Source organism: Burkholderia sp. RF4-BP95 (assembly GCF_001521985.1).
Lineage (GTDB): Bacteria > Pseudomonadota > Gammaproteobacteria > Burkholderiales > Burkholderiaceae > Burkholderia > Burkholderia diffusa.
Genome location: NZ_LOSX01000018.1, coordinates 80,327 through 104,954, shown reverse-complemented (window position 1 = coordinate 104,954; position 24,628 = coordinate 80,327). Strand labels below are relative to the sequence as shown.

The following is a 24,628-nucleotide window of genomic DNA, read 5'->3' as shown; positions in this document are numbered from 1 at the left end:
CGATGACGCAATGGCGGGCATCGCCGCGCCCGTCGGCGTGCGCCGAGACGGAAACGGCACGCGTGCCGGCACGATCGCCCGCCCGCCCGCGTGCCGTCAGGCCGCCGCCCGTCGCGCTAGCGACGCCGCACGACCATCAGGCGCGGCTCGGTCATGTCCTCGATCGCGTAGCGGATCCCTTCGCGGCCGAGCCCCGAATCCTTCACGCCGCCATACGGCATGTTGTCGACGCGGAACGACGGCACGTCGTTGATCACGACACCGCCCACCTCCAGCTCGTCCCACGCGCGCTGCGCATGCGCGAGCGAATCGGTGAACACGCCGGCCTGCAGCCCGAAGTCGCTGTCGTTGACGCGCGCGAGCGCATCGTCGAAGCGCTCGAACTTTTCGAGGATCGCGACGGGACCGAATGCCTCCTTGCGGTACAGGTCCTGTTCGCGACCGACGTTTTCCAGCAACGTCGCCTCGAACATCGCGCCGTCGACCTTGCCGCCCGCGACGATCTTCGCGCCCGCCGCGACGGCCGCGTCCATCCAGCCGGACAGCCGGCGCGATTCGGATTCGGAAATCATCGGGCCGACGAACGTCGACGGATCCTTCGGATCGCCCATCTTCAGCGAACGCGTCTTCGCGATCAGCTTGTCGCGCAGCGCGTCGTACAGATCCGCATGCACGAGGATCCGCTGCACGCCGATACAGCTCTGGCCCGACTGGTAATACGCGCCGAACGCGAGACGCTCGACCACGTAGTCGAGCTGCTCGCGCTGGTCCGCGTCGACGATCGCCGCCGCGTTGCCGCCGAGCTCCAGCACGACCTTCTTCTTCCCGGCCTTCTCCTTGAGCGCCCAGCCCACGGCCGGCGAACCGGTGAACGACAGCAGCTTGAAGCGCTCGTCGGTCGTGAACAGGTCCGCGCCATCGCGATGTGCGGGCAGCACCGAGAATGCCCCCTTCGGCAGGTCGGTTTCGGCGAGCACCTCGCCGATGATCAGCGCGCCGATCGGCGTGCGGCTCGCGGGTTTCAGCACGAACGGACAGCCCGCGGCCAACGCGGGTGCGACCTTGTGCGCGGCGAGGTTCAGCGGGAAGTTGAACGGCGAGATGAACGAGCACGGGCCGATCGGCACGCGCCGCGTATAGCCGGTGTAGCCTTGCGCGCGTGCCGAGATCTCGAGGTTGATCACCTCGCCGTCGATGCGCACCGACTCCTCGGACGCGACGCGGAACGTATCGATCAGCCGCGTCACTTCGCCCTTCGAATCGTTGATCGGCTTGCCGGCCTCGATGCACAACGCCTCCGCCAGCTCGTCGAATCGCTCGCGAAAGCGCGCGACGCAGTGGTCGAGCACCGCCTGACGCTTGTACGCCGGCAACTCGCGCATCGGCTTCGCGGCGTCGACCGCCGCGCCGATGGCCGCATCGATCGCCTTCGCGTCGGCCAGCGCGACGCGGGTCGCGACCTTGCCGCTGAATTTGTCGGTCACTTCCAGATCGGTGTTCGCGTAGACGGCCTCGTTGGCCAGATAGTACGGATAGGTATCCTTCAGCATGGAACGCTCCTTCCGGTGAACTGCGGATTCAGAGTTGCGCCGACAGGCGCTTGATTTCGCGGTTGAGCACGCGTTCGTTGTCCGAATAGTCGATCGGTACGTCGATCACGTGCACGCCCGGCGTCGCGAAGCAGTCGCGCAGCAGCGGCTCGAGATCGTCGGCCGCTTCGACGCGATGCCCGTGCGCGCCGTAGCTCTGCGCATACGACACGAAATCGGGGTTCTTCAACGTCATCGCGAAATCGGGGAAGTTCATGTTCTCCTGCTTCCAGCGGATCATTCCGAACGCGTCGTCGCGCAGGATCATCACGACGATGTCGAGCTTCAGCCGCACGGCCGTTTCGAGTTCCTGCGAATTCATCATGAAGCCGCCGTCGCCGCACACGGCGATCACCTTGCGCTGCGGATGCACGATCTTCGTCGCGATCGCCGACGGCAGGCCCGCGCCCATCGACGCGAGCGCGTTGTCGAGCAGCAGCGAGTTCGGTTCATGCGCACGCCAGTAGCGCGCGAACCAGATCTTGTACATCCCGTTGTCGAGACAGACGATCCCGTCGGTCGGCAGCGCGTTGTACAGGTCGTTCACGATCCGCACCGGGTACATCGGGAAGCGCGGGTCGTGCTGGCCTTTCTGCAGGTGCGCGTCGAAGTGCTCCTTGATCATCGCGAAGCGCGTGAAATCCCAATGCGGCTGCGGCGCGATCGCCTCCTTCATCTGCCACACCGCGTTCGCGATGTCGCCGACCACCTCGATCTGCGGGAAGTAGACGGGATCGACCTGCGCGCCGAGGAAGTTCACGTGGATCACGGTCTTGTCGTCCGTGCGCATGAAGAACGGCGGCTTCTCGATCACGTCGTGGCCGACGTTGATGATGCAGTCCGCATGCTCGATCGCGCGGTGCACGAAGTCGCCGTCGGACAGCGTCGCGTTGCCGAGCCACAGCGGATGCGTTTCGTCGATCACGCCCTTGCCCATCTGGGTCGTGAAGAACGGGATGCCCGTCTTGTCGACGAATTCGAGCAGCATCTTGCAGGTCGTCTTGCGATTGCCGCCCGCGCCGATCATCAACAGCGGGTGGCGCGCGGCCTGGATCGCGTCGACCGCGTGCGCGACCGCCTTCTCCTCGGCCACCGGCCGCCGGCTGTAGCTGCGCGGAATCGGCTTGCCGTCGCCCTCCTCGTGCGCGATGTCCTCCGGCAGCTCGAGGTGCGCGGCGCCCGGGCGCTCCTCCTCCGCGCGACGGAACGCCTCGCGCACCGCCGACGGGATGTTGCCGATCGACACGATCTGTCGCGTGAACTTCGTGAGCGGCTGCATCATGCCGACGACGTCGACGATCTGGAAGTGCCCCTGCTTGCTGGACTTGATCGGTTTCTGCCCGGTGATCATCAGCATCGGCATGCCGCCGAGCTGCGCATACGCGGCAGCCGTCACGAAGTTGGTCGCGCCCGGCCCGAGCGTCGCGAGACACACGCCGGTGCGGCCCGTCAGCCGGCCGTAGGTGGCGGCCATGAATCCGGCCGCCTGCTCGTGCCGGGTCAGCACGAGCTTGATCTTCGATCGCCGCAGCGATTCGAGCAGATCGAGGTTTTCCTCGCCGGGGATGCCGAACACGTACTCGACGCCTTCGGCTTCCAGCGCCTTCACGAACAGATCCGATGCTTTCATGGGGGACTCTCGGTTGATGCCGCCTGCCCGGCTTACGAGCGCGCGACGTTCAGAACGCGCGCCGGCCTACGGCACGCGGACGCTTTACCTACTGGTGACCACGGCACTGCCCGCCGCGCAACGCACGGCGGCGCCTCCCTGTGCAGGAGGACAAACGGATCCGCCCGTGCGCGGCAAGCACGCACGGGCGGCAAGGACGTTTTTGATTGTAGACGGATTCGCGGAATTCCGACTTCGGCCGAATGGCCGGGTCCGGCCGCGCGAAAGGATCGGCCTGACGGCCAATTCGCCCTCAAACGGCGCGCGCGGCCCTATTGTTGGACGCACCCCGATTCCATTCACCGAACATGTGAACCATGGTTGACATACCGCGATCCATGTCCTACAGTGCGCCTACGTTCAGTATCCGGACTACCGACGTCTTCGACGCGTGGTTTGCCCGCCTGCAGGATCGCGTCGCCCGGCGGCGCATCCAGGCGCGCATCGACCGTCTGTCGATGGGCAACCCGGGCGACTGGAAATCCGCCGGCTCACCCGTCGTCGAAATGCGTGTCGACCACGGCCCCGGCTATCGCGTCTATTACGTCAGACGCGGAACGATATGGGTGATCCTGCTCTGCGGCGGCGACAAGTCGACGCAACAGGCGGACATCCGCGCCGCGCACGCGATGCTCGAGCGGCTCGACCTGGAGTGATCGATGGACAAGATCAAGACCCGGCCGTGGGATTCGGCCGAACACCTGAAAACCGACGACGACATGGCCGACTACTTCGAGGCCTGTCTGCAGGAAGCCGGCGACGACCCGGCCTTCATCGCGCATGCGCTCGGCGTGATCGCTCGCGCGCGCGGCATGTCGCAGGTCGCGCGCGATGCGGGCCTGTCGCGCGAAGGTCTGTACAAGGCGCTGTCGCACGACGGCAATCCGAGCTTCGGCACGATCCTGAAAGTGATCAAGGCCCTCGGCCTGCAACTGCACGGCGCGAAGGCACACGCTTGATTCAGCGGCATACGGCGGCGCGCCACGTGCGCGACGGCCGCGCCCGCATCAATGCAACCACTCGGCCGCCCAGCGCGGCACCAGCGAGACCAGATACAGCCCGAGCCCGATCAGCCCGCCGACCAGCGTGCCGTTGATGCGGATGTACTGCAGATCCTTGCCGATGTTCAACTCGATTTGCCGCGACATCTCGCGCGCATCCCAGTTGCGCACCGTATCGCGGATGTGACGCATCAGGAAATCCGCGAAATCCGGCGCCATCTCGTGCACGGCCTTCTCGACGTGCTCGTTCAGCGACGCGCGCAGCGCCGGGCTCTCCGCGAGCCGCGCGCCGAGCCAGCCGCCGAGCGTCGCGGCCTGCCGGTGCAGCGTCGAATCGGGCCGCGCGAGATCGGCTTTCAGCCATGCGCGCAACTGTTCCCACAGATCGCGTACATAGTCGTTGAACGCGTCGCCGTCGCGGATGTAGCGCTTGATCTCGTCGCCCTTCGCGATGAACATCGGGTCATGCTTCAGCCGCTCGGTGAGCCGCACGACCGTGCGGTCGAAGCGCTGCCGCAATTCGTGCTCCGGATCGGCCGCCACGCCCTCGAGCACGCGGCTCACCGCGCTCGCCAGCATGCGCGCGCCGTTCTCGCCGAACCACTGCGTCGGCATGATCTTCTCGACCTTCGGGTATTGCGTCTTCAGCCATTCGACGATGAAGCCCGCGATCACCTCGCGGTTCTCTTCCTTGTCGAGCACGTCGACCACCTGCGCGATCGCGTCGTCGAGCAACGCCTGGTGACGGCCGTCCTTCGTCAGCGTGTCGAGGATCGCGCCCACCGACTGCGACAGGTCGATCCGGTCGATCACCGCGCGGAACGCGTCGTGGACGAACGACTGGATCCGCGCATCGTCGGTCATGTCGAGCGCGAAGCTCATCAGCTTCGTCACGTAGCCGCCGAGCGCGTCGGTGTTCGCGGGCTCGCCGAGCCATGCGCCGAGTTTCCGTGCGGGATCGTGCTGGCGAATCTGCGCGACGAGTGCGTCGGGACCGAGGAATTTTTCGCGCACGAACACCGCGAGGTTGTCGGCGATCTTGTCCTTGTTCTTCGGGATGATTTCGGTGTGGCGCGACACGAACGGAATCGGCACGCGGCGGAACAGCGCGACGACCGCGAACCAGTCGGCGAGCGCGCCGACCATCGCGGCCTCTGCCACCGCCTTGAAACCGTCGACCCACGGGCCGCGCGGCAGCAGGATCGTCGTGACGAATACCGCGACCGCGGCCAGCAGCAGCCATAGCGCGCGGCGCTTGCTGCGTTTCAGTTCGAGGGCTTTGTCTGGCGTCATGGGCGACCGGTGAAACGGCAATGCCGCTAATATGCACCGATCGCCGGCCCGCGACAAACCCGCGCGCGTGGCGCGAGCCGGAAAGGTTGTCCGGGACAGGTTTCCCTCGACGTTTCCGCTACCCGACGCGAACACGGCCGGCCCGGCCGCGTTCGCGCACTGCCTCAGAGGAACGTCTTCAGGTTCACCGCCGGATCGGCGAGCTTCGCCGGATCGGGCACGGCGCCTGCCGCGATCAGGCGCCGCGATGCACCGATGTCGCGCCCCAGATTCGCCGCGGCCACCGCGGCGATCTTCCCGTCGTCGTCGAGCCCGAACACCGTGAACGGCCCGCTCGCGGGATCGCCACGCACGACGGTCGTTCGCTCGTCGCCGAACAGCCCGAGCATCTGCAGGTTGCAATCGTACTGATCGGACCACAGCCACGGCAGCTCGGCATATATTTCGTCCGCACCCAGCAGGTTCGCGGCCGCAACCGCCGGCTGATTCTCCGCGACCTGCCACGACTCGATCCGCACGTGACGCCCGAGCAGCGGATTGAAGTGCATCGTCACCTCGCCCGCCGCGAAGATCGCGCGATCGGCCGTCCGGCATCCCGCATCGACACGGATGCCGTTGTCGACCGCGAGGCCGGCCGCCTGCGCGAGTTCGACGTTGGGCACGACGCCGATGCCGATCACGACGACATCGGCCGGCACGTCGCCGCGATCGGTCTCGACGATCGCGCCGCCGCCCGGTGCGCGACGAATCGCGCGCGGCAGCGTGGCCATCTGGAAAATCACGCCGCGTGCGTCATGCAGTTGCCGCGCATACGCGCCGACGACTTCCGGCAACGCACGCTGCAGCAAGCGTTGAGCCGGGTCGATCACCGTCACGTCGCAACCGAGCTGGCGTGCCGCGGCCGCCACTTCGAGGCCGATGAAGCCGCCGCCGAGCACCGCCACGCGACGCCCCGGCGCGAGCTGCGCGCGCAACGCACGCGCGTCGGCAACGGTGCGCACGTAATGCGGGACGACGCCGTCGTCGACCGGCCCGCCGAACGCACGCACGCGCGAACCCGTCGCGAGCACGAGCCGGGCGTACGGCAACGTCGCGCCGTCGTCGAGCCGCACGCGCTGCGCATCGCGCTCGATCGCGTCGACGCGCGTGCCGAGCCGCAGCTCGATGCGCTGCGCGTCGTACCAGGCCGCATCGCGGATGAACGCGCGCTGCTCGCCGCCGTCGCCCAGCAGCGCGTCCTTCGACAGCGCGGGCCGATCGTACGGCAGCTCGCGCTCCGCGCCGATCATCACGATGCGCGCGTCGGCGTCGCGCGCGCGCAGCGCCTCGGCCGTGCGCCGCGCCGCGTGGCCGGCGCCGACGATCACGAACGGGTCAGCCGACATTGACTTCCACCTGACCGTCGACGATCCGGATCGGATACGTCCGTACGGGCTCGGTGATCGGCGCGCATTTCGGCGCACCGGTGCGAATGTCGATCAGCCCCTGGTGCAGCGGGCATTCGACGCAGCCGTCTTCCACATAGCCTTCGGACAGCCGCGCGTGACCATGCGAACAGAGGTCGTGCATCGCGAACAGTTCGTCGCCGATCCGGAACACCGCGATCGGCTTCTGGCCGGCGACGCGCGCGGCCGGTTCGTCTTCGGAGAATTCGTCGAATGCGCCCAGCGGATGCCATTCGGCGAGCGTTGCTTCGGTCATGTCGTTTCCTTCGCAGTCAGATCGGGGTGGCGAGCAGCGTCTGCACGCGCGACGTGTCGTAGATCACGCGCTTGGTCTTGTAGCGCAGCCCGTCGGGCGTGCGCACGACCGTGTCGTAGTACTTGCCGGCCTGGTACACGTTCGATTCGCCGTTGCTGCGCGTCTGCACGACCACGTAGTTGCTCTCGGTGTCGATCTCGCCGTCGCGCTCCGCGACGATCGTGAGGCCCGACGTCATGTGCCGGTACGTGTGCTCTTCGAAGATGTTCGCGTGCCGCAGCGACACCACGCGGTCGCGCAGCATCCGCTGGTTCGTGCAGTGGACGATCCCGACCGGCAGCCCGAGATCCGCGTTCTCCTTCGGCACGATTTCGTACGTGCAGTCCTCGGTGAACATTTCCGGCCAGTGTTCGAGCCGGTCGTTGTCGAGGTGGCCGATGTAGCGGTTCTGGAGCATGTAAATCTCGAACCACGTCTTCATGTCTTCCGTCAGGTTTTCCATCGTTCCGCGCTCCCGCTTCAATAGCCCATCAGCTTCTGGTACCCGACCCAGAACTTGCGGATCAGGCTTTCGGTGATCACCGTGTCCTGCTGGTCCGGGTTGCCGCGCGACATCTCGATCACCGACGTCGCATCCGCATCTCGCACCGTGCCGCGCTGCACCAGTTCGGTCGCCTCGGTGTCCTCCATCGAGATGTAGCCGGCCGGCCCGACCAGGTTCGCCTGCTTGATGCGCAGCGCGCGCAGTTCGGGCGTGTCGTCCGCGTAGCCGAAGAAGTGGAAGATCAGCTCGAAGTTGTCCGGCCCCTTCGGCAGGATCTGGCGCGCGACCAGCGTGTTGTGGATCTGCTGGATCACGAGTTGCGGAAAGATCGGCTGGATATGGTTCGTGCAGTCCTCGTCGTATTCCGACACGAGATCGAGGATCGATTCGTCTTCCAGATGAAAGCCCTCGTCGAACGAGCGGATGTTCTGCTGCTTGTACGCGGCCGACGTGTCGTCGCCCGTCTTCGTCACGGTGATGATGCTGTGCAGCCCGTGGTTCGCATCCGGAATCGAGCGCGCCTTCATCCCGACGCGGAAGATGTTGAAGGTCGTATGGAACAGGTGCAGCATGCTCGCGTGATACGGATCCTTCACGTTCTCCATGTACAGCTTCCAGTTCGACTTCGAATACTGGCGCGTGCAGCCGAGATACTCGATCGGCTTGTGGAAGATGCGGTCGATCCACGGACGCATCTGCTCGCCGAGATAGTCGGGCAGCGGCGCCACGTCATCGCTGAAGGTCGCGAACACGAGCCCGCGATAGCTGTCGACACGCAGCTTGCGCAGCCCGTGCTGCTTCGGGTCGAAGTCGGCCGGCATCCCGGTCATCCCCTTCTGGCCGCGCCGGAACGGCACGCCGAGCAGGTTGCCCTGGTTGTCGAAGCTCCACTGGTGGTACACGCACGTGTGCGAGCTCGCGTTGCCGCGCGACTTGCGGCACACCTGCGCGCCGCGGTGCGCGCAGCGGTTCACCCATGCGGACAGCGTGCCGTCCTCGGTGCGCGTGACGACGACCGGCGTGTCGCCGACGAACGTGCTCTTGAAGTCGCCGGCGTTCGGGATTTCCGCTTCCAGCGCGACGAAGTTCCAGGTCGGCCCGCGGAAGATGCGTTCCTGCTCGCGATCGTAGACCGCGCGCGAGCTGAACACCTTGTACGGCACGCGCGAGCCGTCGTCGTGCGGAAAGCGCACATCGGACGCGTCGTCGCGCGCGGCGAATACGACGGGCGATTCTGTCTGCTCCATGTCGGACTCCTTCTGGTTCCGTTTCGTTGATTGCATGGAGCCGATTTTTGAAAAGCTAATATTCGGCGTCTATCCGGAAAGTGCGATTGCGGCGGCGCAATATCCACTTTCGGCGGATTTCTGCGCTAGCATGGCGACACACGCGACCCGCGCACGATCGCGACCCATTCGTCGGATCGAAGCGCCCGTCGTTCATACCAAGGCCGATGCCCATGTCCCCAACGTCGTTCGAGCCGCTTGCGCTGCGTGCGCACCGGCTGTTCGAATCCCGCGATCTCGACGAGACGCGCGAGCGGATCTCGCGCGTGATGCAGCCGCATGCGCTGCTGCCGAGCGGCCGCGTGCAAGGCGCGTCGCATATGGATTTCGTGCGGCTCGGCGGGCTCGGGATCGGCACCATCGCGTTCGGCGACGCGATGCGCGTGCAGGTCGACGCCGTCGACGGCTATTACCTGCTCATGTTCTGCCTGTCCGGGCAGGCGGAAGTCCACGCGATGGGGCGCCGGCTCGGCGTCGACGGGCAGACCGGCGTGCTGTGCGCGCCCGGCGAGCGCTTCGACGCGGTGCTGTCCGCCGATTGCGAGCAGTTCGTGCTGCGCATCGATGCCGCGACCGTCGGCTCGCTGACCGGCGACCCGCGCGCGATGCTCGACCCCGTGCTGCACATCAGCGATGCCGCGCTCACCGCGTGGCGCCAGCAGTTGATGCTCGTCGCCCGCTCGCCCGCGCTGCTCGAACGGGCGAACGCGAACCCGCGCGTCGCGTCGCAGCTCGAGCATCTGCTGATCGATTTGCTGATCGAAGGCCACCCGCCGTCGGCACCGAGCGCCCGCCAGGATCCCGCGCCGGGCTTCGTGCGGCGCGCGCAGGAGTTCGTGAACGCGCACTACGCGCAACCGCTGCAGCTCGCCGACATCGTCCAGGCCGCCAACGTGCCGGAGCGGACGCTGCGCGACGCCTTCCTGCAGTTCCGCGGGATGAGCCCGATGCAATACCTGCGCGCGACGCGGCTCGAGCATGCGCGGGAGTTGCTGCGCGGGTCGGTGTCCGAGCGACGGATCGCCGATATCGCGCTCGATTGCGGGTTCACGCATCTCGGGCGATTCGCGATCGCGTACCGGGAGAAGTTCGGCGAATCGCCTTCGGAGACGCTCGACGGGAAGCGGTAGGCGGTAGGCGGGCGCGGGCTCCCCGCCTTGCCGATTGCCGACCGGCGCAGCTTGCCGGCTTGCTTGCCCGCCTGCATCAGCGGCATATGACATCTGCATCGCGATACCGGCTCCGTATTCGGCCTGGCCCGCCGAATTTGACCGTTAGTTGCGGTCAATACGGAAACGACCGTCGCTACGCCGCCGGCGCGATCATCTCCCGCGCGATCGCGCAGAACGCGGTCGTCGCGGCGCTTTCGCCGTGCAGCCGGCGGCTCATGATGATCGGCGACGTCGCCGTGGGCTCCGGCAGCCGCCGATAGACGACGCCCTTCACGCGCACGCCTTCCACGCTTTCCGGCACCAGCGACACGCCCACCTGCGCGGCGACGAGCCCGAGCGCCGTCTGCAGTTCGCGCACCTCGTGCACGGCCGCCGGCACGAGCGCGCCGTCGCGCAGCGCGGACAGTTGCTGGTCCGCGAAGCTCGGCCGCGGCGTGCTCGGATAGACGATCAGCGTCTCGTTCGCGATGTCCGCGAGCGTCAGCGGCCGGTCCGGATCGGCGAGCGGATGCCCGACCGGCAGCGCCGCGATGAGCTTTTCCTCGATCAGCGCCTCGCGCACGAGCTGGTCGTCGTCGAAACGCAGGCGGCCGAACCCGACGTCGATCCGCCCGCCCTTCAGCGCGCCGAGCTGCTCGAGCGTGAACATCTCGATCAGCGACAGCTCGACGCCCGGATGCGCCTCGCGAAACGCGCGGATCACGTCCGGCAGCGCGCCGTAGAGCGTCGACGGCACGAAGCCGATCACGATCCGCTCCGACAACTGCGCGAGCCGCCGCGTCAGCGGGCCGAGTTCGTCGGCCTGTTCGACGACGCGCGTCGCCTGCGCATAGAACACGCGGCCCGCGTCGGTCAGTTTCAGCGGCCGCGCGCCGCGCTCGAACAGCGGCAGCCCGACCTCGTCCTCGATCGCCTGAAGCTGGCGGCTCAACGGCGGCTGCGTCATGTGCAGCCGCTCCGCGGCCCGCGTGATGTTCATTTCCTCCGCGACGGCGATGAAGTACCGAAGCTGGCGCAATTCCATTTCATGCCTCGAAGGTATGGAAGTAGTCGGAAAGAGTGTTGGACGCCGCCGGGCGGGAATTCCTACCATGTGCACCAACAGGAGGAATCGCATGATAGCAACTACCGCCACCATCGAACGCATCGAGACGCTGCTCGTCGACGTGCCGACGATCAGGCCCCACAAGCTCTCGGTCGCCACGATGAATTGCCAGACCCTCGTGCTGGTCCGTGTTCGATGCACGGACGGTATCGAAGGCGTCGGCGAGGCGACGACGATCGGCGGTCTCGCGTATGGCGAGGAAAGCCCCGAGAGCATCAAGGTCAACATCGACACCTACTTCGCGCCGCTCCTGCAGGGCATGGACGCGACGCGCCCGGGCGCCGCGATGGCGCGTGCGCGCAAGCTGTTCCAGGGCAACCGGTTCGCGAAGTGCGCGATCGAGACCGCGCTGTTCGACGCGCAGGCGCGCCGCCTCGGCGTGCCGCTGTCCGAGCTGTTCGGCGGCCGCACCACCGATGCGGTCGATGTCGCGTGGACGCTCGCGAGCGGCGACACGCAGCGCGACATCGCGGAAGCCGAGGCGATGCTCGATGCGCGCCGCCATCGCGCATTCAAGCTGAAGATCGGATCGAACGCGGTCGACGACGACGTCGCGCACGTGATCGCGATCAAGCGCGCGCTCGGCGAGCGCGGCGACGTCCGCGTCGACGTGAACCAGGCATGGACCGAAACCGACGCGATCCGGGCCGGCGCACGACTCGCGGAGGCCGGCGTGAGCCTCGTCGAGCAGCCGATCGCCGCGACCAATCGCGCGGGGCTCAAACGCCTCACGCAGCTCGCGCAGATTCCGATCATGGCCGACGAGGCGCTGCACGGCCCCGTCGATGCGTTCGCACTCGCGCAGGACCGCGCGGCCGACGTGTTCGCGGTGAAGATCGCGCAATCGGGCGGCCTGCTCGGTGCGGCGAGCGTCGCATCGATCGCGTCGGCGGCCGGCATCGACCTGTACGGCGGCACGATGCTCGAAGGCGCGGCCGGCACGATGGCGTCCGCGCAACTGTTCAGCACGTTCGGCTCGCTGAAATGGGGCACCGAGCTGTTCGGCCCGCTGCTGCTCACGGAGGAAATCCTCATCGAGCCGCTGCGTTACCAGGATTTCAAGCTGCACCTGCCGGCGACGCCCGGCCTCGGCATCGCCTTCGACTGGGCCCGCATCGAACGGATGCGACGCAACGCCCGCTGATCCCGCATGACACGACAACCGAAACCGGAGACACAGATGAACAAGCAAGCCATCGACGCCCTGCTGAAAACTTTCGACGACGCCGCGGAAAAGCCCGGCAACCCGCGCGTGCGCGCGATCGTCAACCGGATCGTGAAGGACATCTGCTACACGATCGAGGACTTCGACGTGCAGCCGAGCGAGTTCTGGACCGCGCTCAACTACCTGAACGAAGCCGGCCGTGAATTCGGGCTGATCGCCGCGGGCCTCGGCCTCGAGCGCTTCCTCGACGTGCGGATGGACGAGGCCGAGGAAAAGGCCGGCTTCCACGGCGGCACGCCGCGCACGATCGAAGGGCCGCTGTACGTCGCGGGCGCGCCGGAATCGGTCGGCCATGCGCGTCTCGACGACGGCACCGATCCGGGCCAGACGCTGATCATGCGCGGTCAGGTGCTCGGTCAGGACGGCGCGCCGATCGCGAATGCGCTCGTCGAGGTGTGGCACGCGAACCATCTGGGCAACTATTCGTACTTCGACCAGTCGCAGCCGGCGTTCAACCTGCGCCGCTCGATCCGCACCGATGCCGAGGGCCGCTACAGCTTCCGCAGCGTGCTGCCGGTCGGCTACAGCGTGCCGCCGGGCAGCAAGACCGAGCAACTGCTCGACCAGCTCGGCCGTCACGGCCATCGTCCGGCGCACATCCACTTCTTCGTTTCCGCGGACGGATATCGTAAGCTGACGACGCAGATCAACATCGAAGGCGATCCGCACATCTGGGACGACTTCGCATTCGCGACCCGCGAGGGGCTGATCCCGAAGATCAAGCAGGCCGAGGGCGCGGAAGGCAAGCCGTATGGCGTCGACGGGCAGTTCGCGCTGATCGACTTCGATTTCTCGCTGCTCAAGGACAAGCAGGACGTGCCGGCGAGCGAAGTCGAGCGGGCGCGTGCACAGGCCTGAGCGGTCCCGTTCGACGAATCGACAACGCAAGGAGCGCAGGATGCTGTTTCATGTGGAAATGACCGTCCGTCTGCCGGCGGACATGGATCCGGTCAAGGCGGCCACGCTGAAGGCCGAAGAGAAGGCGATGTGCCAGCGGCTGATGAACGAAGGAACCTGGCGGCATCTGTGGCGGATCGCGGGGCAGTATGCGAACGTCAGTATTTTCGACGTCGAAAGCGTGCAGCAACTGCATGACGTGTTGAGTCAGCTGCCGCTGTTTCCGTATATGGAGATGGAAGTGCGGGCGCTGTGCCGGCATCCTTCTTCGGTGCGGGAGGATGATCGGTAAGCGAACGCGACGCGCGGCGCGACTGAACGGCCGCGAAGAGTACGACACGGGCGGCCGGCGATTTTCTCGCCGGTCGCCCGTGTCGCTTTGCAGCCGTCCCGTCCAGGTATCGCCCCGCATCACGACGATGCGGCGACGATCACCGCTCCTGCGCCAGATGCGCCGCGAACCCCACCGTCCCCGGCGCGATCTCCGCCTTCAGCGTCAGCGCCGGAATATCGTAATCGCCCGCGTTCTGCCGCCTGAACGGAATCGGCTGCGCGGTCCACAGTTCGTCGAGCCGCTTGCCGAGCGCAGCACGCGTTTCGTCGAAGCGTGCGTCGTCCATCCGGTGCGTCTGGTAGATCACGAACGGCGGCAGCACGTCGAAGCCGGGGTAATAGAGAATCCCGTGCTGGATCGGAAACAGCACGTCGTCGATCGGCCCGTTGATGCCGCGTGCGCTGTAATGCGACTCCCAGCCGCCCGTCGTGACGACGATCATCGCGCGCTTGCCCGCAAGCGACCCTTCGCCGTAACGGTCGCCCCAGTGCAGGTCGGAGTGTTCGCCGACGCCGTATGCAAAACCATACGCATACACGCGCTCGACCCAGCCCTTCATGATCGCCGGCATCGAAAACCACCACAGCGGGAACTGCAGGATCACCGCGTCGGCCCACTTCAATTTTTCCTGTTCGCGCGCGATGTCTTCACTTTGCGTGCCCGTCGCGAACGCGTGCTTCGAGTCGAGCGACGGATCGAAACGCGCGTCGGGCGTGCGATCGGTCACGTCGTTCGCGTCGAACGCGGCCTTCCAGTTCATCGCATACAGGTCCGTCACCTGCACGCTATGCCCCGCCGCTTCGAGCCGCTCGACGGCAAAGTCGCGCAGCGCGCCGTTCAGCGAACGCGGTTCCGGATGGGCATAAACGATCAGCACATTCATGTTCGTCACTCCGTTGATTGAATGACTGCAGGATGCCGTCGCCGAAGGTATATTTGAAATAAATTCCTGAAATTCTAGGTATAACCATGAACAATCTCAGACGACTGGATCTGAACCTGCTGGTCACGCTCGACGTGCTGCTCGCCGAGCACAACGTCACGCGTGCGGCCGAAAAACTGAACATGTCGCAGCCGTCGGTCAGCGTGCAGTTGCAGAAACTGCGCGATTTCTTCGGCGATCCGCTGTTGCTGCCCGGACCGCGCGGCATGCGGCCGACCGCGCGCGCAGAAACGCTGCGCGAGCCGCTGCGGGACGCGCTCGACGCGGTCGAACGCGCGGTGCTGACGGCCACGCCGTTCGATCCGGCAACCGCGACGAACACGTGGCGCGTGGCCGCCACCGACTACGGCGAATCGACGATCGTCCTGCCCGCGCTGAACACGCTGCGGTCGGCCGCCCCCGCGACGCGCGTCGCCGTCGTCGAGCTCGTGCCGCCGCGCATCGAGCAGGACGCGGAGCGAAACGGCATCGACCTGGCCTTCCACACGACGGAAGGTTCACCGGAAGGGATGCGGCGCCTGCCGCTGTTCGTCGAGCGCTACGTGCTCGTCGGCCGCGCCGGTCATCCGAAGCTGAAGCGGCGCCCGACGCTCGCGCAGTTCGGCGCGCTGGAACACGTGATCGTGTCGCCCGACGGCGGCGGCTTCTTCGGCGTGACCGATGAAACGCTCGCGAAAGCGGGCGCCGCGCGGCGTGTCGTGCTGTCCGTTCCGCATTTCCTGTTCGTGATGTCGGCCGTCGCCAGCACGGATCTCGTCGCGATGCTGCCCGAGCGTCTGGTGCGCGACGTGCCCGCGCTGCGCGTGGTGGAAGCGCCCGTTCACGTTCCCGGCTATGAAATGTCGATGTTGTGGCACGAGCGCGTGCACCGCGATCCCGCGCATCGGTGGTTGCGCGAGACGATCGCCGCGTCGGTGTAAGTCGTTCGCGAAAGCCGCTCGGCGCGCGCGTCGGTCACCGTCGCCGCCGCGCTCGACCCGGTGCCGGCAAACGGACATGCATTCAGGACTTGAAACCGCCTCGGACACTGTATATATTTACAGTGCTTTTGCACCATTTGACCCGAATTCCGTCACCCATGACGGACGGACTTTTGTGAGGCGACCATGTTCCAGTCATCCGCATTCGATCCCGAGCAACCCGGCTTCAACCCCGCCCACTTCGAACGCGCCGCGCAGCGGGCGGTCGTCGACCTGCAGCGTGTCGTCGGCGGCCCCGCCCAACGCGCGCTCGGCCTGCGACGCCGCACTCATCCGGCCGCCGTCCGCACGATGAGCTGGCAGGCGCTGCTGAACGTCGAGGAACTCGCGTTCTCGAATACCGGTTTCCTGAGCCGCAACGATCCGACGGTCGTCGACGCGTTCATCCGCCTGCGCGGCAGCCGGCTGGTCGCGGCGGATGTCGAAGAACCGGTCGACTGGCGTCGCGACGACGACGACCTGCCGGCCGTCTACCTGATCGTCAAGGCGATGCTGGAAGCGGAAGAGGAAGAGCGGGCCGAAGCGGCCTGACGCACGCCGGCCGGTCGCGAATGGTGTTCTGACGGAATCGCGTCGCCACGTTGCATGGCGACGCGGAAAGTCGCCAGCGCGCCGCGCGACGCACGCCGCCATTTCCCGACCCGGAACGACGCCCGTTACAGCCGCGCCGCGAGTCGCGATCCCTGATCGATCGCACGCTTCGCATCGAGCTCGGCCGCCAGTTCCGCGCCGCCGATCAGATGCACCGAGCGTCCGGCCGCCTGCAACGGCGCGAGCAGCGCGCGCTGCGGCTCCTGCCCCGTGCACAGCACGATCGTGTCGGCTTCGATCAGTTCATGATCGGTCCGCTGCTCGCCGTACGACACGTGCAGCCCGCGCGCATCGATCCGTTCGTAGTTCACGCCGCCGATCATCTTCACCTGCTTCATCTTCAGCGTCGCGCGGTGAATCCAGCCGGTCGTCTTGCCGAGCCCTTTGCCGAGCGGCGCGGCCTTGCGCTGCAGCAGCGTCACTTCGCGAGCCGGCGCCCCGACCTGCGCGCGCGTCACGCCGCCGCGCGTCGCGGCCGGATCGGTCACGCCCCACTCCGCTTTCCACTCTTCCAGATCGAGCGTCGGCGACTCGCCGCCCTGCACCAGATATTCGGCGACGTCGAAGCCGATGCCGCCGGCGCCGACCACCGCGACACGCCGGCCGACCGGCTGCCCGCCGGCCAGCACGTCGATGTAGCTGAGCACGTTCGGCCCGTCCTGGCCGGGAATCTTCGGGTCGCGCGGCGCCACGCCGGTCGCGAGCACGATTTCGTCGTAGCCGCCCTCGATCAGGTCGCTCGCATCGATGCGGCGGTTCAGGTGCAGGTTCACGCCGGTCAGCTCGACCTGACGGCCGAAATAACGCAGCGCTTCGTCGAACTCCTCCTTGCCCGGAATCCGCTTCGCCATGTTGAACTGGCCGCCGATCTCCGCCGCCGCGTCGAACAGATCGACGTGGTGGCCGCGCTGCGCGAGCACGGTCGAGCACGCGAGCCCGGCCGGCCCCGCGCCGACCACCGCGATGCGCTTCGGCTGCTGCACGCGCGTATAAATCAGCTCGGTCTCGTGGCATGCGCGCGGATTCAGCAGGCATGACGCGATCTGGTTCTTGAACGCGTGGTCGAGACACGCCTGGTTGCAACCGATGCAGGTGTTGATCTCGTCTGCCCGGCCCTGCGCGGCCTTGACGACAAACTCGGCATCCGCGAGCAGCGGGCGCGCCATCGACACCATGTCCGCGCAGCCGTCCGCGAGAATCTGCTCGGCCACCTCGGGCCGGTTGATCCGGTTGGTCGTCACGAGCGGGATGCCGACCTCGCCCTTCATCTTTTTCGTCACCCATGCGAACGCGCCGCGCGGCACCGACGTCGCGATCGTCGGCACGCGCGCCTCGTGCCAGCCGATCCCCGTATTGATGATGGTCGCGCCCGCGCGCTCGACGGCCTTCGCGAGCTGCACGGTCTCGCTCCAGTCGCTGCCGTCCGGAATCAGGTCGAGCATCGACAGCCGGTAGATCAGGATGAAGTCGCGCCCGACCGCCTCGCGCGTGCGCGCGACGATCTCGATCGGCAGCCGGATCCGGTTCTCGTACGAACCGCCCCACTGGTCGCCGCGCTTGTTCGTATGCATCGAGATGAACTGGTTGATCAGGTAGCCCTCGGAGCCCATGATCTCGACGCCGTCGTAGCCGGCCTCGCGCGCAAGCTGCGCGCAGCGGACGAACGCGCGGATCTGCCGCTCGACGCCGCGCGCGCTGAGTTCGTGCGGCGCGAACGGCGAGATCGGCGACTTGATCTTCGACGGCGCGACCGCGAACGGGTGGTAGCCGTAGCGGCCGGTATGCAGGATCTGCAGCGCGATCTTGCCGTCGTCCGCATGCACGGCGTCGGTGATCACGCGATGGCGCCGCGCGCCGGCCGACGTCATCAGCGTGCCGCCGAACGGCTTGGTCCAGCCGGCCACGTTCGGCGCGAAGCCGCCGGTCACGATCAGGCCGACGCCGCCGCGCGCGCGTTCGGCGAAATAGTCGGCGAGCCGCGGCAGCGTCTTGCGGCTGTCCTCGAGGCCCGTGTGCATCGAGCCCATCAGCACGCGATTCTTCAGCGTGGTGAAGCCGAGGTCGAGCGGCGCGAGCAGGTGGGGAAAGGAAGTCGTCATGGTGAGTCTGCCGATAAGCGATACGTGCCATCGTAGGCCGCGCGCCGCCTTGAACGTGAGGGGGCAAACAGCCATAATGCTTGTCATTTCCGGCCAAATCGACATGACCTCCCCGTCACGCAAGGACCACCTCGGGCTACGCCGGCCGACGATTCCGGTCGCCTACACGCGCCTGCTGCTGCAGGCGCTGGCCGCGCGCGGCGTCGATCCGGCCGCCGTGCGCGCGGGCACCGGGCTGCGCGATGCCGTATTGGCCGAACCGGACGCGCGCGTCGCGCCGTCGCAATGGGGCCGGCTCGTGCTCAACGCGATCGAGATCGGCGGCGATCCAGGCATCGGGCTCGCGTTCGGGCTGCTGCTGAAGCCGACCGTGCACGGCTTCCTCGGTTATGCGACGCTGACCGCGCGGGACATCCGTGAAGCACTGGTCGTCACGCAGCGCTACTTCCGGATGCGCAACCGCCAATATCGGCTGACCTACGCGGAGGACGACGACGGCGCGACGCTCGAACTGCACGGCGTGCAGGCGAGCCCGGTGCTGCAACATCACGTGATGTTCGAGTTCGTGCTGACGGGGCTCGCGCAGAACATCTCGCAGTGGTCCGGGCGCGCGTCGCCGCCGATCGCGCTGCGCTTCGCATGGCCGGAGCCCGATTACTTCGCACGCTATCGCGACCAGCTGCCGCCGGTCGAATTCGGCTGCGCGGCGAACGCGCTGTGGATCGCGCACGACGTGCTCGACTGGCCGCTGCCGCTCGCCGACGAAGTCGCGCACCGGCAAGCGCTCGTGCAGGTCGAGCGCGAGTATGCGCAGGTGCGTCAGGAGGAAGGCGATCTGGTCGAGCGCGTGCGCGCGGAACTGGCGCGAACCGCCGGCAACTATTCCAGTCCGGAGGCGCTCGCCGACGCGCTGCTCGTGTCGACGCGCACGTTGCGGCGCCGGCTCGAGGAAGCGGGGTCGAGCTATCGGCAACTGCTCGACGAAGCGCGCTTTCGCGATGCGAAGCTATTGCTGTCGGCGTCGGATCTCGACCTGAAGACGATCGCCGAGCGGCTGCAGTTCACCGACCCGGCGAATTTCACGCGCGCATTCCGGCGCTGGGCCGGGCAGACGCCGAGCGCCTATCGGGAAGCGGCCGCCGGAGCCACGCACGAATGACCGGAGAACGCGGGCGGCGCCACGCGCCCCGTTGATATTTCATCGTTCGGTCGAACGACGATCGGCCGCTTCGTGCAAGTGCGCCGCACACCCGCTCCCTCCGAGCCGGCGAGCGCGTGACGCGTCAGCCGCCGACGTCGATCCGCGCGCCGCCGTCGCCCTCGCCTGCGTCGATTCGCACGTCGCCCGTCGCGGCGACGATCGCGTCGTACACCGCATCGGTCACGCACACCACCGGCACCGCGATCGCATACAGCTCGGCGGCGACGATCGCGCCGATCGAGATGATCAGGTCGCGCTCCTTCAGCACGATCCCGACCGGCCCCGTGCCGTTGCGCACCGCTTCCGCGAGCACGCTGCTGCTCGAACTCGAGCCCTTCGCGTGCGGCATCACCATGATCCGGCCGGCCAGGCTCGCGCCCGCCTGCGGATGCCCGCGATCGACGATCCGCCCCGCGCCCGAGTCGTAGCCGCCCCAGAAGCTGAGCGGCTTGTCGAGCACGATCGTCGTCGCGCATGCGCTGCCCGGCACGAGCGTGTCGCCCGTCAGTTTCCGAATGCTTGCTTCAGTCATCGAATCGCACCTTTCCTTCGAACGCGGAACGCACGCACTCGCGCATGCTGCCGTACGCGACCGTGACGCCGATGTTCGCGGGCGCATACGACGCCCATTTCCCCGAGTTCGTCATCACCAGGCCCGACAGCTGTTTCATCACCGGCGTGATGTACGTGCAGGTGTCGACGACGATCTGGATGCCGCGCGCGTCGAACTTGCCGGCAAGCCCGAGCTCGCCCAGTTCCCACAGGATGAAGCGGCTCGTGTTCACGTAGAAATCGCACTTCGGCTTGCCGTCGAACTGGTCGAGCAGCGCGTCGAGCGTGCGGAATTCGGCCAGCGAGAAGTGTGGCGTGCCGAGCGCGACCGCGACGAGCGCATCGCCGGCCGCGCCGTGGTTCAGCGTGCGGCGGATCTCGTCGAGATCGGCCATCGCGACATCGACCGTTCGCTGCGCCGCCTGCCCGTGCAGCGCGGCGTCGAGCGTCGGCGCCTCGGGCGTGACGCCCACCGCATGGAACAGCGCGACCGCGCCGCTCGATGCGGCGGCCGCGCCGAGCGCCTTGAGTTCGTCCTCGGTGGTGTCCGCCGGCAGCCCGACGATCGCCGGCACGGTCGCGCCGGCAATCCGGCCGATCAGCAAGCCGAGCGCCGCGAAATAGATGTCGCGCGACGGCCGGTGGCCGAAGTCCGGCGCGTTGAACACGATCCGCGCCGCGCGATTCGATTCGACGTGCAGCCCCGCATACGGCGCGCGCCCGGTGATCGCGGCGGCCAGATCGAGAAAGTCGCCATAGCGGCTGGTGCGTGCGCCGAGCACCGAGTTGGCGAACACGATCGCATTGGATTCGGCCCACGCGATCTGCTCGCCCAGGCGCGGACGATTCTTCAGCTGATACGGCGCGCACGTGAAGCTCGACTCGCAGCCGAGCTGGAGATGCGCGTCCATCAGGCGTTGCGCATCGCGCTGGATCGTGCGGTCGCCGTGATACAGCTCGGGATGGATCAGGTCGAGCGACCCGACGTTCAGCGTGGTCGGCACCGCGACCTGCGCGCCGGTGTCGACGAAATATTCGACGAAGTCGAGGCTGGTCTGGCCGTGGTAAAGACAGCCGTCGATATGCGCGGACGTGATGTCGATCAGGCGCGGCGCCGACATGACCTCGGCCGTGCGCGCGACGATCCGCATCGCGCGCGCGACGCCGTCGCCGAATGCGCCGCGCAACATCGCGTCGTCGCGCTCGCTCAACTGCAGCATGGGGGGCTCCTCGTGTCTCGTCCGGTGGATCCGGATCGCTTTTGTAATACTACCGCGCGCGTCGCGCCTAGCGCTGCGCCGTCAGGCTGAACAGCTCGTCGCGCAGCGCCTTGGCGCGGCCGCGGCCGAACTGCGTCTCGAACTCGTCCTGCGCGGCCTGCCACGCGACTTTCGCCTGCGCGTAGGTGCGTTCGCCGAGCTTCGTCAGGCTGAGCGCATGCGCGCGCGCGTCATGCTCGGACGCGGCCGCGGCGACGAAGCCGTCGCGCTGCAACGGCTTCAGCGCGCGCAACAGCGTCGTGCGATCCATCACCAGCGTGTCGGCGAGTTCGCTCATCACCAGGCCGGGCCGGTGCGACAGGTTCACCATGATCGAGAACTGCGCGGGCGTGACCCCGACCGGGGCCAGATGCCGCTCGTAAAGTTGCGTGACGAAGCGCGCCGCCTGACGCAGCGCGAGGCAATTGCACGCGTGGGCCATCTGGATATCGTTCATGACGGGCAATTTATATGTGCATATGCATAAAGTCAATGTACACTCCGCCGTAACATGGCCGGGCCGGCCGCGTGCATCAGGCGCCCCGCCATCGCCTCGAGGAGACGGACATGGACTACATCGACAAGCTGCGGATTTTCCGGTCGGTGGTGGAAATGCGCAGCTTCACGCGCGCCGCCGACATGCACGGCCTCGCGCGGCCGGTCGTGTCGCGGGCGGTCGCGGATCTGGAGGCGCGCTTCGGCAGCCGCCTGCTGCACCGGACCACGCGCCAGGTCTCGCTGACCGAAACCGCCGAGCGCATCTACGAACGCTGCGCGGCCGTGCTCGACGAACTCGACTCGCTGGAAGCGCAGGCGCAGTCGCACACGCGCGAGCCCGAGGGGCTGCTGCGCCTCGTCGCCCACACGACGGCCGCGCTGAACCGGCTCGTGCCGCTGATCGCCGGCTTCAAGGCCGCGCATCCGAAGGTGCGCCTCGACGTCACGCTGACCGAGCGCCCGGTCGACCTCGTCGGCGAAGGCTACGACATCGGCATCGTCGTGCCGTACATGCTGACGAGCGAGACGACCATCGTGCGGCTGGTCGAACGCATTCCGGTGGTGATCGTCGCGACGCCCGCGTATCTGCGCACGCATCCGCGTCCCGAAACGCCGGCCGACCTCGCCGGTCACGCGTTCGTGCCGCTGTCGCCGTCGCTGCGCCGGCCCGCGCTGTCGTTCCGCGTCGACGGCGACACGCTGACCGTGCCGTTGAGCTTCGACATCTCGTCGAACAGCCCCGTCTTCAACCGCGAAATGGTGATGCACGACTTCGGCATCGGCGTCGTGCCGAAAACGCTCGTCGAAGCCGAGCTCGCGTCGGGCGCGCTCGTGCAGTTGCTCGACGGCGCCGACCTCGTCGACGCGTTCGTCGAAATCAAGCTCGCGTACGCGAATCGCGCGCTGCTGCCGGCGAAGGTCAAGGCGTTCATCGACTACACGGCCGCGTACTGCGACCGCGAAGGCGGGATTGTTCCGGCCGCCGCCTGATCCGGCACGAAAACGCGCCGTTCCACCGTCGATTGGTACAGCCACGGCACCAATCTGATCCTGGCTCGCCGCTCGCTTCAGGCCGCCGCGCCACCTAACATGTGCACATGCACAAGTCCACGCTTACCGATGACGATTGCTTCGCGGTCCGGCAAGCCGCCCGGCGGATCTCGCAGTTCTACGAGCGCTACCTGTCGCAGGCGGGCGTCACGCCGTCGCAGTACAGCATTCTCGCGCTGCTGCGGGAGCGCCCGGGCCTGACGATGGCGACGCTGTCGGCGGTACTGGTGATCGAACGCACGGCGCTGCTGCGCGCGCTCAAGCCGCTGATCGGCGCGACGCTGGTCGCGGGCCGGATCGAGCCGCGTTGCCGCCGCCAGACGTTCGCGCTGACCGCGCATGGCGAAACGAAGATCGCCGACGCGCAGGTGCACTGGCTCGCCGCGCAGGAGGCGTTCGAGCAGCGGTTCGGGTCGGCGCAAGCTGCCCGCCTCAGAGACGAATTGTTCCGGATCACGCACAACCTCCCGGAACGCTGACCCCTTCCCCGATCGGCGACGCGTCGTCGGTCGTTTCAATTAGTGCATATACATAGGTGAATCGATGGACACGACCCAAGCCGCTGCCTCCCGCGAGGCAGCCACAACCGACCGGCCGGCAAGGCAGCAGCGCCGCGTGCCGTGGATGCGGATCGCGGTGGCCGCCGTCGTCGTCGCGGTCGCGGCCGCGGCGCTCGACTGGCTGTTCGTGCTGCGCTTCCAGGAAAGCACCGACGATGCGTATGTCGGCGGCGACGTCACGGTGCTCGCGCCGAAGGTGAACGGTTTCGTCGACAAGATACTCGTGACCGACAACCAGCGCGTGAAGGCCGGCGACGTGCTCGTGCGGCTCGATGCGCGCGACTACGACGCGAAGCTCGCGCAGGCGACCGCCGAAGTCGACAGCGCGCGCGCCGCGGTGACCGAACTCGAGGCGAAGCAGCAGCTTCAATACGCGGTGATCGGCCAGCATGCGGCGGACAGGAATGCGTCGTCGGCCGAGCTCACGCGTGCGTCGTCCGATCGCGTGCGCTACCGCGAGCTCGTGAAATCCGATGCGGTGTCGAACCAGATCGTCGAACGCGCGGACGCCGATTATTCGAAGGCGGATGCGGCCGTCGCGCGCAGCGACGCCGCGCTGCTCGCATCGAAGCGGCAGCTCGACGTGCTCGGCGCGCAGCTCGCCGATGCGCGGGCCCGCGTGAACACGGCGCTCGCCGCGCAACGCGTCGCGGCGCTCAACGTCGAGTACACGACGATCCGCTCGCCGGTCGACGGTTACATCGGCAACCGCACGGGCCGCGTCGGGATGCTCGCGAACGTCGGCGTGCCGCTGCTGACGGTCGTGCCCGTGTCCGGGCTGTGGATCGACGCGAACTTCAAGGAAGACCAGCTGCGCAAGATGCGCGCGGGCGATCGCGTCGACGTCGCGCTCGATGCGTCGAGCACGCGCCTGCACGGCCGCGTCGACAGCCTGGCGCCCGCGACCGGTGCGACCTTCAGCGTGCTGCCGCCCGAGAACGCGACCGGCAACTTCACGAAGATCGTCCAGCGCGTGCCGGTGCGCGTGCATCTCGATCCGCAGCCGGGCATCGAGCATGTGCTGCGTCCCGGCCTCTCCGCGGTCGTGACCGTGCACACCGACCACACGAACTGAACGG

25 protein-coding genes are annotated in these 24,628 nt (G+C 67.3%); 12 read left to right on the top strand and 13 right to left on the bottom strand.

Annotated features, from left to right (window positions below; translation table 11 throughout):
• Positions 1-116: 116 nt before the first annotated feature.
• Together WS46_RS05210 and WS46_RS05205 are read right to left on the bottom strand one after the other, a co-directional pair.
• Positions 117-1,550: an aldehyde dehydrogenase family protein gene (locus WS46_RS05210; RefSeq protein WP_059689501.1), complete on the bottom strand. Its 1,434-nt coding sequence runs from the start codon at positions 1,548-1,550 to the stop codon at positions 117-119.
• Positions 1,551-1,578: 28 nt separating this feature from the next.
• Positions 1,579-3,219: an acetolactate synthase large subunit gene (locus WS46_RS05205; RefSeq protein ID WP_059689500.1), complete on the bottom strand. Its 1,641-nt coding sequence runs from the start codon at positions 3,217-3,219 to the stop codon at positions 1,579-1,581.
• A 377-nt stretch (positions 3,220-3,596) separates the two neighbouring features.
• On the opposite strand from WS46_RS05205, the gene WS46_RS05200 reads away from it, so the two are divergent.
• Both WS46_RS05200 and WS46_RS05195 read left to right on the top strand, forming a co-directional pair.
• Positions 3,597-3,914, top strand: a complete 318-nt coding sequence (locus WS46_RS05200) for a type II toxin-antitoxin system RelE/ParE family toxin (protein ID WP_107938181.1) — start codon at positions 3,597-3,599, stop codon at positions 3,912-3,914.
• 3 nt (positions 3,915-3,917) lie between these two features.
• The gene (locus WS46_RS05195; RefSeq protein WP_006750245.1) at positions 3,918-4,217 is read left to right on the top strand and encodes an addiction module antidote protein; all 300 of its coding nucleotides are present in this window, start codon (positions 3,918-3,920) and stop codon (positions 4,215-4,217) included.
• A 48-nt stretch (positions 4,218-4,265) separates the two neighbouring features.
• Here WS46_RS05195 and WS46_RS05190 read toward each other — a convergent pair whose 3' ends face one another.
• From WS46_RS05190 to andAc, 5 genes are all read right to left on the bottom strand, one after another.
• Positions 4,266-5,552, bottom strand: coding sequence for a DUF445 domain-containing protein (locus WS46_RS05190; RefSeq protein WP_059689499.1), 1,287 nt, complete (start codon positions 5,550-5,552; stop codon positions 4,266-4,268).
• Positions 5,553-5,716: 164 nt separating this feature from the next.
• Positions 5,717-6,937 carry an anthranilate 1,2-dioxygenase system ferredoxin--NAD(+) reductase gene (andAa, locus tag WS46_RS05185; protein WP_059689498.1) on the bottom strand — a complete coding sequence of 407 codons (1,221 nt, stop codon included), beginning with the start codon at positions 6,935-6,937 and terminating at the stop codon, positions 5,717-5,719.
• Positions 6,927-7,253 carry an anthranilate 1,2-dioxygenase ferredoxin subunit AndAb gene (gene andAb / locus WS46_RS05180; RefSeq protein ID WP_039344765.1) on the bottom strand — a complete coding sequence of 109 codons (327 nt, stop codon included), beginning with the start codon at positions 7,251-7,253 and terminating at the stop codon, positions 6,927-6,929. Before andAb ends, andAa begins: the two co-directional genes overlap by 11 nt.
• A 16-nt stretch (positions 7,254-7,269) precedes the next feature.
• Positions 7,270-7,755, bottom strand: coding sequence for an anthranilate 1,2-dioxygenase small subunit AndAd (andAd, locus tag WS46_RS05175; RefSeq protein ID WP_059531699.1), 486 nt, complete (start codon positions 7,753-7,755; stop codon positions 7,270-7,272).
• 17 nt (positions 7,756-7,772) lie between these two features.
• Positions 7,773-9,044 carry an anthranilate 1,2-dioxygenase large subunit AndAc gene (gene andAc, locus WS46_RS05170; RefSeq protein WP_059448779.1) on the bottom strand — a complete coding sequence of 424 codons (1,272 nt, stop codon included), beginning with the start codon at positions 9,042-9,044 and terminating at the stop codon, positions 7,773-7,775.
• Between the two features lie 212 nt (positions 9,045-9,256).
• Between andAc and andR the strand changes: the two genes are divergently transcribed.
• Positions 9,257-10,213, top strand: a complete 957-nt coding sequence (gene andR / locus WS46_RS05165) for an anthranilate 1,2-dioxygenase regulatory protein AndR (RefSeq protein WP_059531702.1) — start codon at positions 9,257-9,259, stop codon at positions 10,211-10,213.
• A 175-nt stretch (positions 10,214-10,388) separates the two neighbouring features.
• Here the strand turns inward: andR and WS46_RS05160 are convergent, their stop codons facing one another.
• Positions 10,389-11,279, bottom strand: coding sequence for a LysR family transcriptional regulator (locus WS46_RS05160; RefSeq protein WP_059531705.1), 891 nt, complete (start codon positions 11,277-11,279; stop codon positions 10,389-10,391).
• A 91-nt stretch (positions 11,280-11,370) separates the two neighbouring features.
• Between WS46_RS05160 and WS46_RS05155 the strand changes: the two genes are divergently transcribed.
• Genes WS46_RS05155 through catC form a run of 3 tightly spaced genes read left to right on the top strand, consistent with a single transcriptional unit; the run spans position 11,371 to position 13,774 of the window.
• Complete coding sequence (locus tag WS46_RS05155; RefSeq protein WP_059689497.1) at positions 11,371-12,504, top strand: muconate/chloromuconate family cycloisomerase; 1,134 nt, start codon at positions 11,371-11,373, stop codon at positions 12,502-12,504.
• A gap of 36 nt (positions 12,505-12,540) precedes the next feature.
• Positions 12,541-13,443 carry a catechol 1,2-dioxygenase gene (catA, locus tag WS46_RS05150; protein WP_059531711.1) on the top strand — a complete coding sequence of 301 codons (903 nt, stop codon included), beginning with the start codon at positions 12,541-12,543 and terminating at the stop codon, positions 13,441-13,443.
• Positions 13,444-13,483: 40 nt separating this feature from the next.
• Positions 13,484-13,774 (top strand): muconolactone Delta-isomerase, encoded by a 291-nt coding sequence (gene catC, locus WS46_RS05145; protein WP_050017398.1) that lies wholly within the window; start codon positions 13,484-13,486, stop codon positions 13,772-13,774.
• A gap of 139 nt (positions 13,775-13,913) precedes the next feature.
• Here catC and WS46_RS05140 read toward each other — a convergent pair whose 3' ends face one another.
• Entirely contained in the window at positions 13,914-14,699 is a 786-nt protein-coding gene (locus tag WS46_RS05140) for an NAD(P)H-dependent oxidoreductase (RefSeq protein WP_059531714.1), read from the bottom strand.
• An 86-nt stretch (positions 14,700-14,785) separates the two neighbouring features.
• Between WS46_RS05140 and WS46_RS05135 the strand changes: the two genes are divergently transcribed.
• Positions 14,786-15,679 carry a LysR family transcriptional regulator gene (locus WS46_RS05135; RefSeq protein ID WP_059531717.1) on the top strand — a complete coding sequence of 298 codons (894 nt, stop codon included), beginning with the start codon at positions 14,786-14,788 and terminating at the stop codon, positions 15,677-15,679.
• A 186-nt stretch (positions 15,680-15,865) separates the two neighbouring features.
• Complete coding sequence (locus tag WS46_RS05130; protein WP_059531720.1) at positions 15,866-16,270, top strand: DUF2471 family protein; 405 nt, start codon at positions 15,866-15,868, stop codon at positions 16,268-16,270.
• 125 nt (positions 16,271-16,395) lie between these two features.
• Here the strand turns inward: WS46_RS05130 and WS46_RS05125 are convergent, their stop codons facing one another.
• On the bottom strand, positions 16,396-18,429 hold the full coding sequence (locus tag WS46_RS05125) for an NADPH-dependent 2,4-dienoyl-CoA reductase (protein ID WP_059689496.1): 2,034 nt from the start codon (positions 18,427-18,429) through the stop codon (positions 16,396-16,398).
• 76 nt (positions 18,430-18,505) lie between these two features.
• Between WS46_RS05125 and WS46_RS05120 the strand changes: the two genes are divergently transcribed.
• Entirely contained in the window at positions 18,506-19,588 is a 1,083-nt protein-coding gene (locus WS46_RS05120; protein ID WP_059531726.1) for an AraC family transcriptional regulator, read from the top strand.
• 124 nt (positions 19,589-19,712) lie between these two features.
• Here WS46_RS05120 and WS46_RS05115 read toward each other — a convergent pair whose 3' ends face one another.
• The 3 genes from WS46_RS05115 to WS46_RS05105 all read right to left on the bottom strand — a co-directional run bounded on the left by WS46_RS05115 (position 19,713) and on the right by WS46_RS05105 (position 21,898).
• Positions 19,713-20,162 (bottom strand): aconitase X swivel domain-containing protein, encoded by a 450-nt coding sequence (locus WS46_RS05115; protein ID WP_059689495.1) that lies wholly within the window; start codon positions 20,160-20,162, stop codon positions 19,713-19,715.
• Positions 20,155-21,402 carry an aconitase X gene (locus WS46_RS05110; protein WP_059689494.1) on the bottom strand — a complete coding sequence of 416 codons (1,248 nt, stop codon included), beginning with the start codon at positions 21,400-21,402 and terminating at the stop codon, positions 20,155-20,157. Before WS46_RS05110 ends, WS46_RS05115 begins: the two co-directional genes overlap by 8 nt.
• Positions 21,403-21,469: 67 nt before the next feature.
• Complete coding sequence (locus WS46_RS05105) at positions 21,470-21,898, bottom strand: MarR family winged helix-turn-helix transcriptional regulator (RefSeq protein WP_059689493.1); 429 nt, start codon at positions 21,896-21,898, stop codon at positions 21,470-21,472.
• A 110-nt stretch (positions 21,899-22,008) separates the two neighbouring features.
• On the opposite strand from WS46_RS05105, the gene WS46_RS05100 reads away from it, so the two are divergent.
• From WS46_RS05100 to WS46_RS05090, 3 genes are all read left to right on the top strand, one after another.
• On the top strand, positions 22,009-22,929 hold the full coding sequence (locus tag WS46_RS05100; RefSeq protein ID WP_059531738.1) for a LysR family transcriptional regulator: 921 nt from the start codon (positions 22,009-22,011) through the stop codon (positions 22,927-22,929).
• A gap of 107 nt (positions 22,930-23,036) precedes the next feature.
• Entirely contained in the window at positions 23,037-23,468 is a 432-nt protein-coding gene (locus tag WS46_RS05095; RefSeq protein WP_059531741.1) for a MarR family winged helix-turn-helix transcriptional regulator, read from the top strand.
• Between the two features lie 64 nt (positions 23,469-23,532).
• Positions 23,533-24,624, top strand: a complete 1,092-nt coding sequence (locus tag WS46_RS05090) for an HlyD family secretion protein (protein WP_059689492.1) — start codon at positions 23,533-23,535, stop codon at positions 24,622-24,624.
• Positions 24,625-24,628 lie beyond the last annotated feature (4 nt).

What these genes read in the sequence shown, in the direction of transcription:
- WS46_RS05120 (WP_059531726.1), top strand. Translation starts at nt 18,506, where the DNA reads ATGCTTGTCATTTCCGGCCAAATCGACATGACCTCCCCGTCACGCAAG.
- andR (WP_059531702.1), top strand. Translation starts at nt 9,257, where the DNA reads ATGTCCCCAACGTCGTTCGAGCCGCTTGCGCTGCGTGCGCACCGGCTG.
- WS46_RS05200 (WP_107938181.1), top strand. Translation starts at nt 3,597, where the DNA reads ATGTCCTACAGTGCGCCTACGTTCAGTATCCGGACTACCGACGTCTTC.
- WS46_RS05100 (WP_059531738.1), top strand. Translation starts at nt 22,009, where the DNA reads ATGGACTACATCGACAAGCTGCGGATTTTCCGGTCGGTGGTGGAAATG.
- WS46_RS05140 (WP_059531714.1), bottom strand. Translation starts at nt 14,699, where the DNA reads ATGAATGTGCTGATCGTTTATGCCCATCCGGAACCGCGTTCGCTGAAC.
- andAa (WP_059689498.1), bottom strand. Translation starts at nt 6,937, where the DNA reads ATGTCGGCTGACCCGTTCGTGATCGTCGGCGCCGGCCACGCGGCGCGG.
- catA (WP_059531711.1), top strand. Translation starts at nt 12,541, where the DNA reads ATGAACAAGCAAGCCATCGACGCCCTGCTGAAAACTTTCGACGACGCC.
- WS46_RS05205 (WP_059689500.1), bottom strand. Translation starts at nt 3,219, where the DNA reads ATGAAAGCATCGGATCTGTTCGTGAAGGCGCTGGAAGCCGAAGGCGTC.
- WS46_RS05135 (WP_059531717.1), top strand. Translation starts at nt 14,786, where the DNA reads ATGAACAATCTCAGACGACTGGATCTGAACCTGCTGGTCACGCTCGAC.
- WS46_RS05130 (WP_059531720.1), top strand. Translation starts at nt 15,866, where the DNA reads ATGTTCCAGTCATCCGCATTCGATCCCGAGCAACCCGGCTTCAACCCC.
- WS46_RS05110 (WP_059689494.1), bottom strand. Translation starts at nt 21,402, where the DNA reads ATGCTGCAGTTGAGCGAGCGCGACGACGCGATGTTGCGCGGCGCATTC.
- WS46_RS05090 (WP_059689492.1), top strand. Translation starts at nt 23,533, where the DNA reads ATGGACACGACCCAAGCCGCTGCCTCCCGCGAGGCAGCCACAACCGAC.
- WS46_RS05125 (WP_059689496.1), bottom strand. Translation starts at nt 18,429, where the DNA reads ATGACGACTTCCTTTCCCCACCTGCTCGCGCCGCTCGACCTCGGCTTC.
- catC (WP_050017398.1), top strand. Translation starts at nt 13,484, where the DNA reads ATGCTGTTTCATGTGGAAATGACCGTCCGTCTGCCGGCGGACATGGAT.
- WS46_RS05160 (WP_059531705.1), bottom strand. Translation starts at nt 11,279, where the DNA reads ATGGAATTGCGCCAGCTTCGGTACTTCATCGCCGTCGCGGAGGAAATG.
- WS46_RS05195 (WP_006750245.1), top strand. Translation starts at nt 3,918, where the DNA reads ATGGACAAGATCAAGACCCGGCCGTGGGATTCGGCCGAACACCTGAAA.
- WS46_RS05155 (WP_059689497.1), top strand. Translation starts at nt 11,371, where the DNA reads ATGATAGCAACTACCGCCACCATCGAACGCATCGAGACGCTGCTCGTC.
- andAb (WP_039344765.1), bottom strand. Translation starts at nt 7,253, where the DNA reads ATGACCGAAGCAACGCTCGCCGAATGGCATCCGCTGGGCGCATTCGAC.
- andAc (WP_059448779.1), bottom strand. Translation starts at nt 9,044, where the DNA reads ATGGAGCAGACAGAATCGCCCGTCGTATTCGCCGCGCGCGACGACGCG.
- WS46_RS05210 (WP_059689501.1), bottom strand. Translation starts at nt 1,550, where the DNA reads ATGCTGAAGGATACCTATCCGTACTATCTGGCCAACGAGGCCGTCTAC.
- WS46_RS05095 (WP_059531741.1), top strand. Translation starts at nt 23,037, where the DNA reads ATGCACAAGTCCACGCTTACCGATGACGATTGCTTCGCGGTCCGGCAA.
- WS46_RS05190 (WP_059689499.1), bottom strand. Translation starts at nt 5,552, where the DNA reads ATGACGCCAGACAAAGCCCTCGAACTGAAACGCAGCAAGCGCCGCGCG.
- WS46_RS05105 (WP_059689493.1), bottom strand. Translation starts at nt 21,898, where the DNA reads ATGAACGATATCCAGATGGCCCACGCGTGCAATTGCCTCGCGCTGCGT.
- WS46_RS05115 (WP_059689495.1), bottom strand. Translation starts at nt 20,162, where the DNA reads ATGACTGAAGCAAGCATTCGGAAACTGACGGGCGACACGCTCGTGCCG.
- andAd (WP_059531699.1), bottom strand. Translation starts at nt 7,755, where the DNA reads ATGGAAAACCTGACGGAAGACATGAAGACGTGGTTCGAGATTTACATG.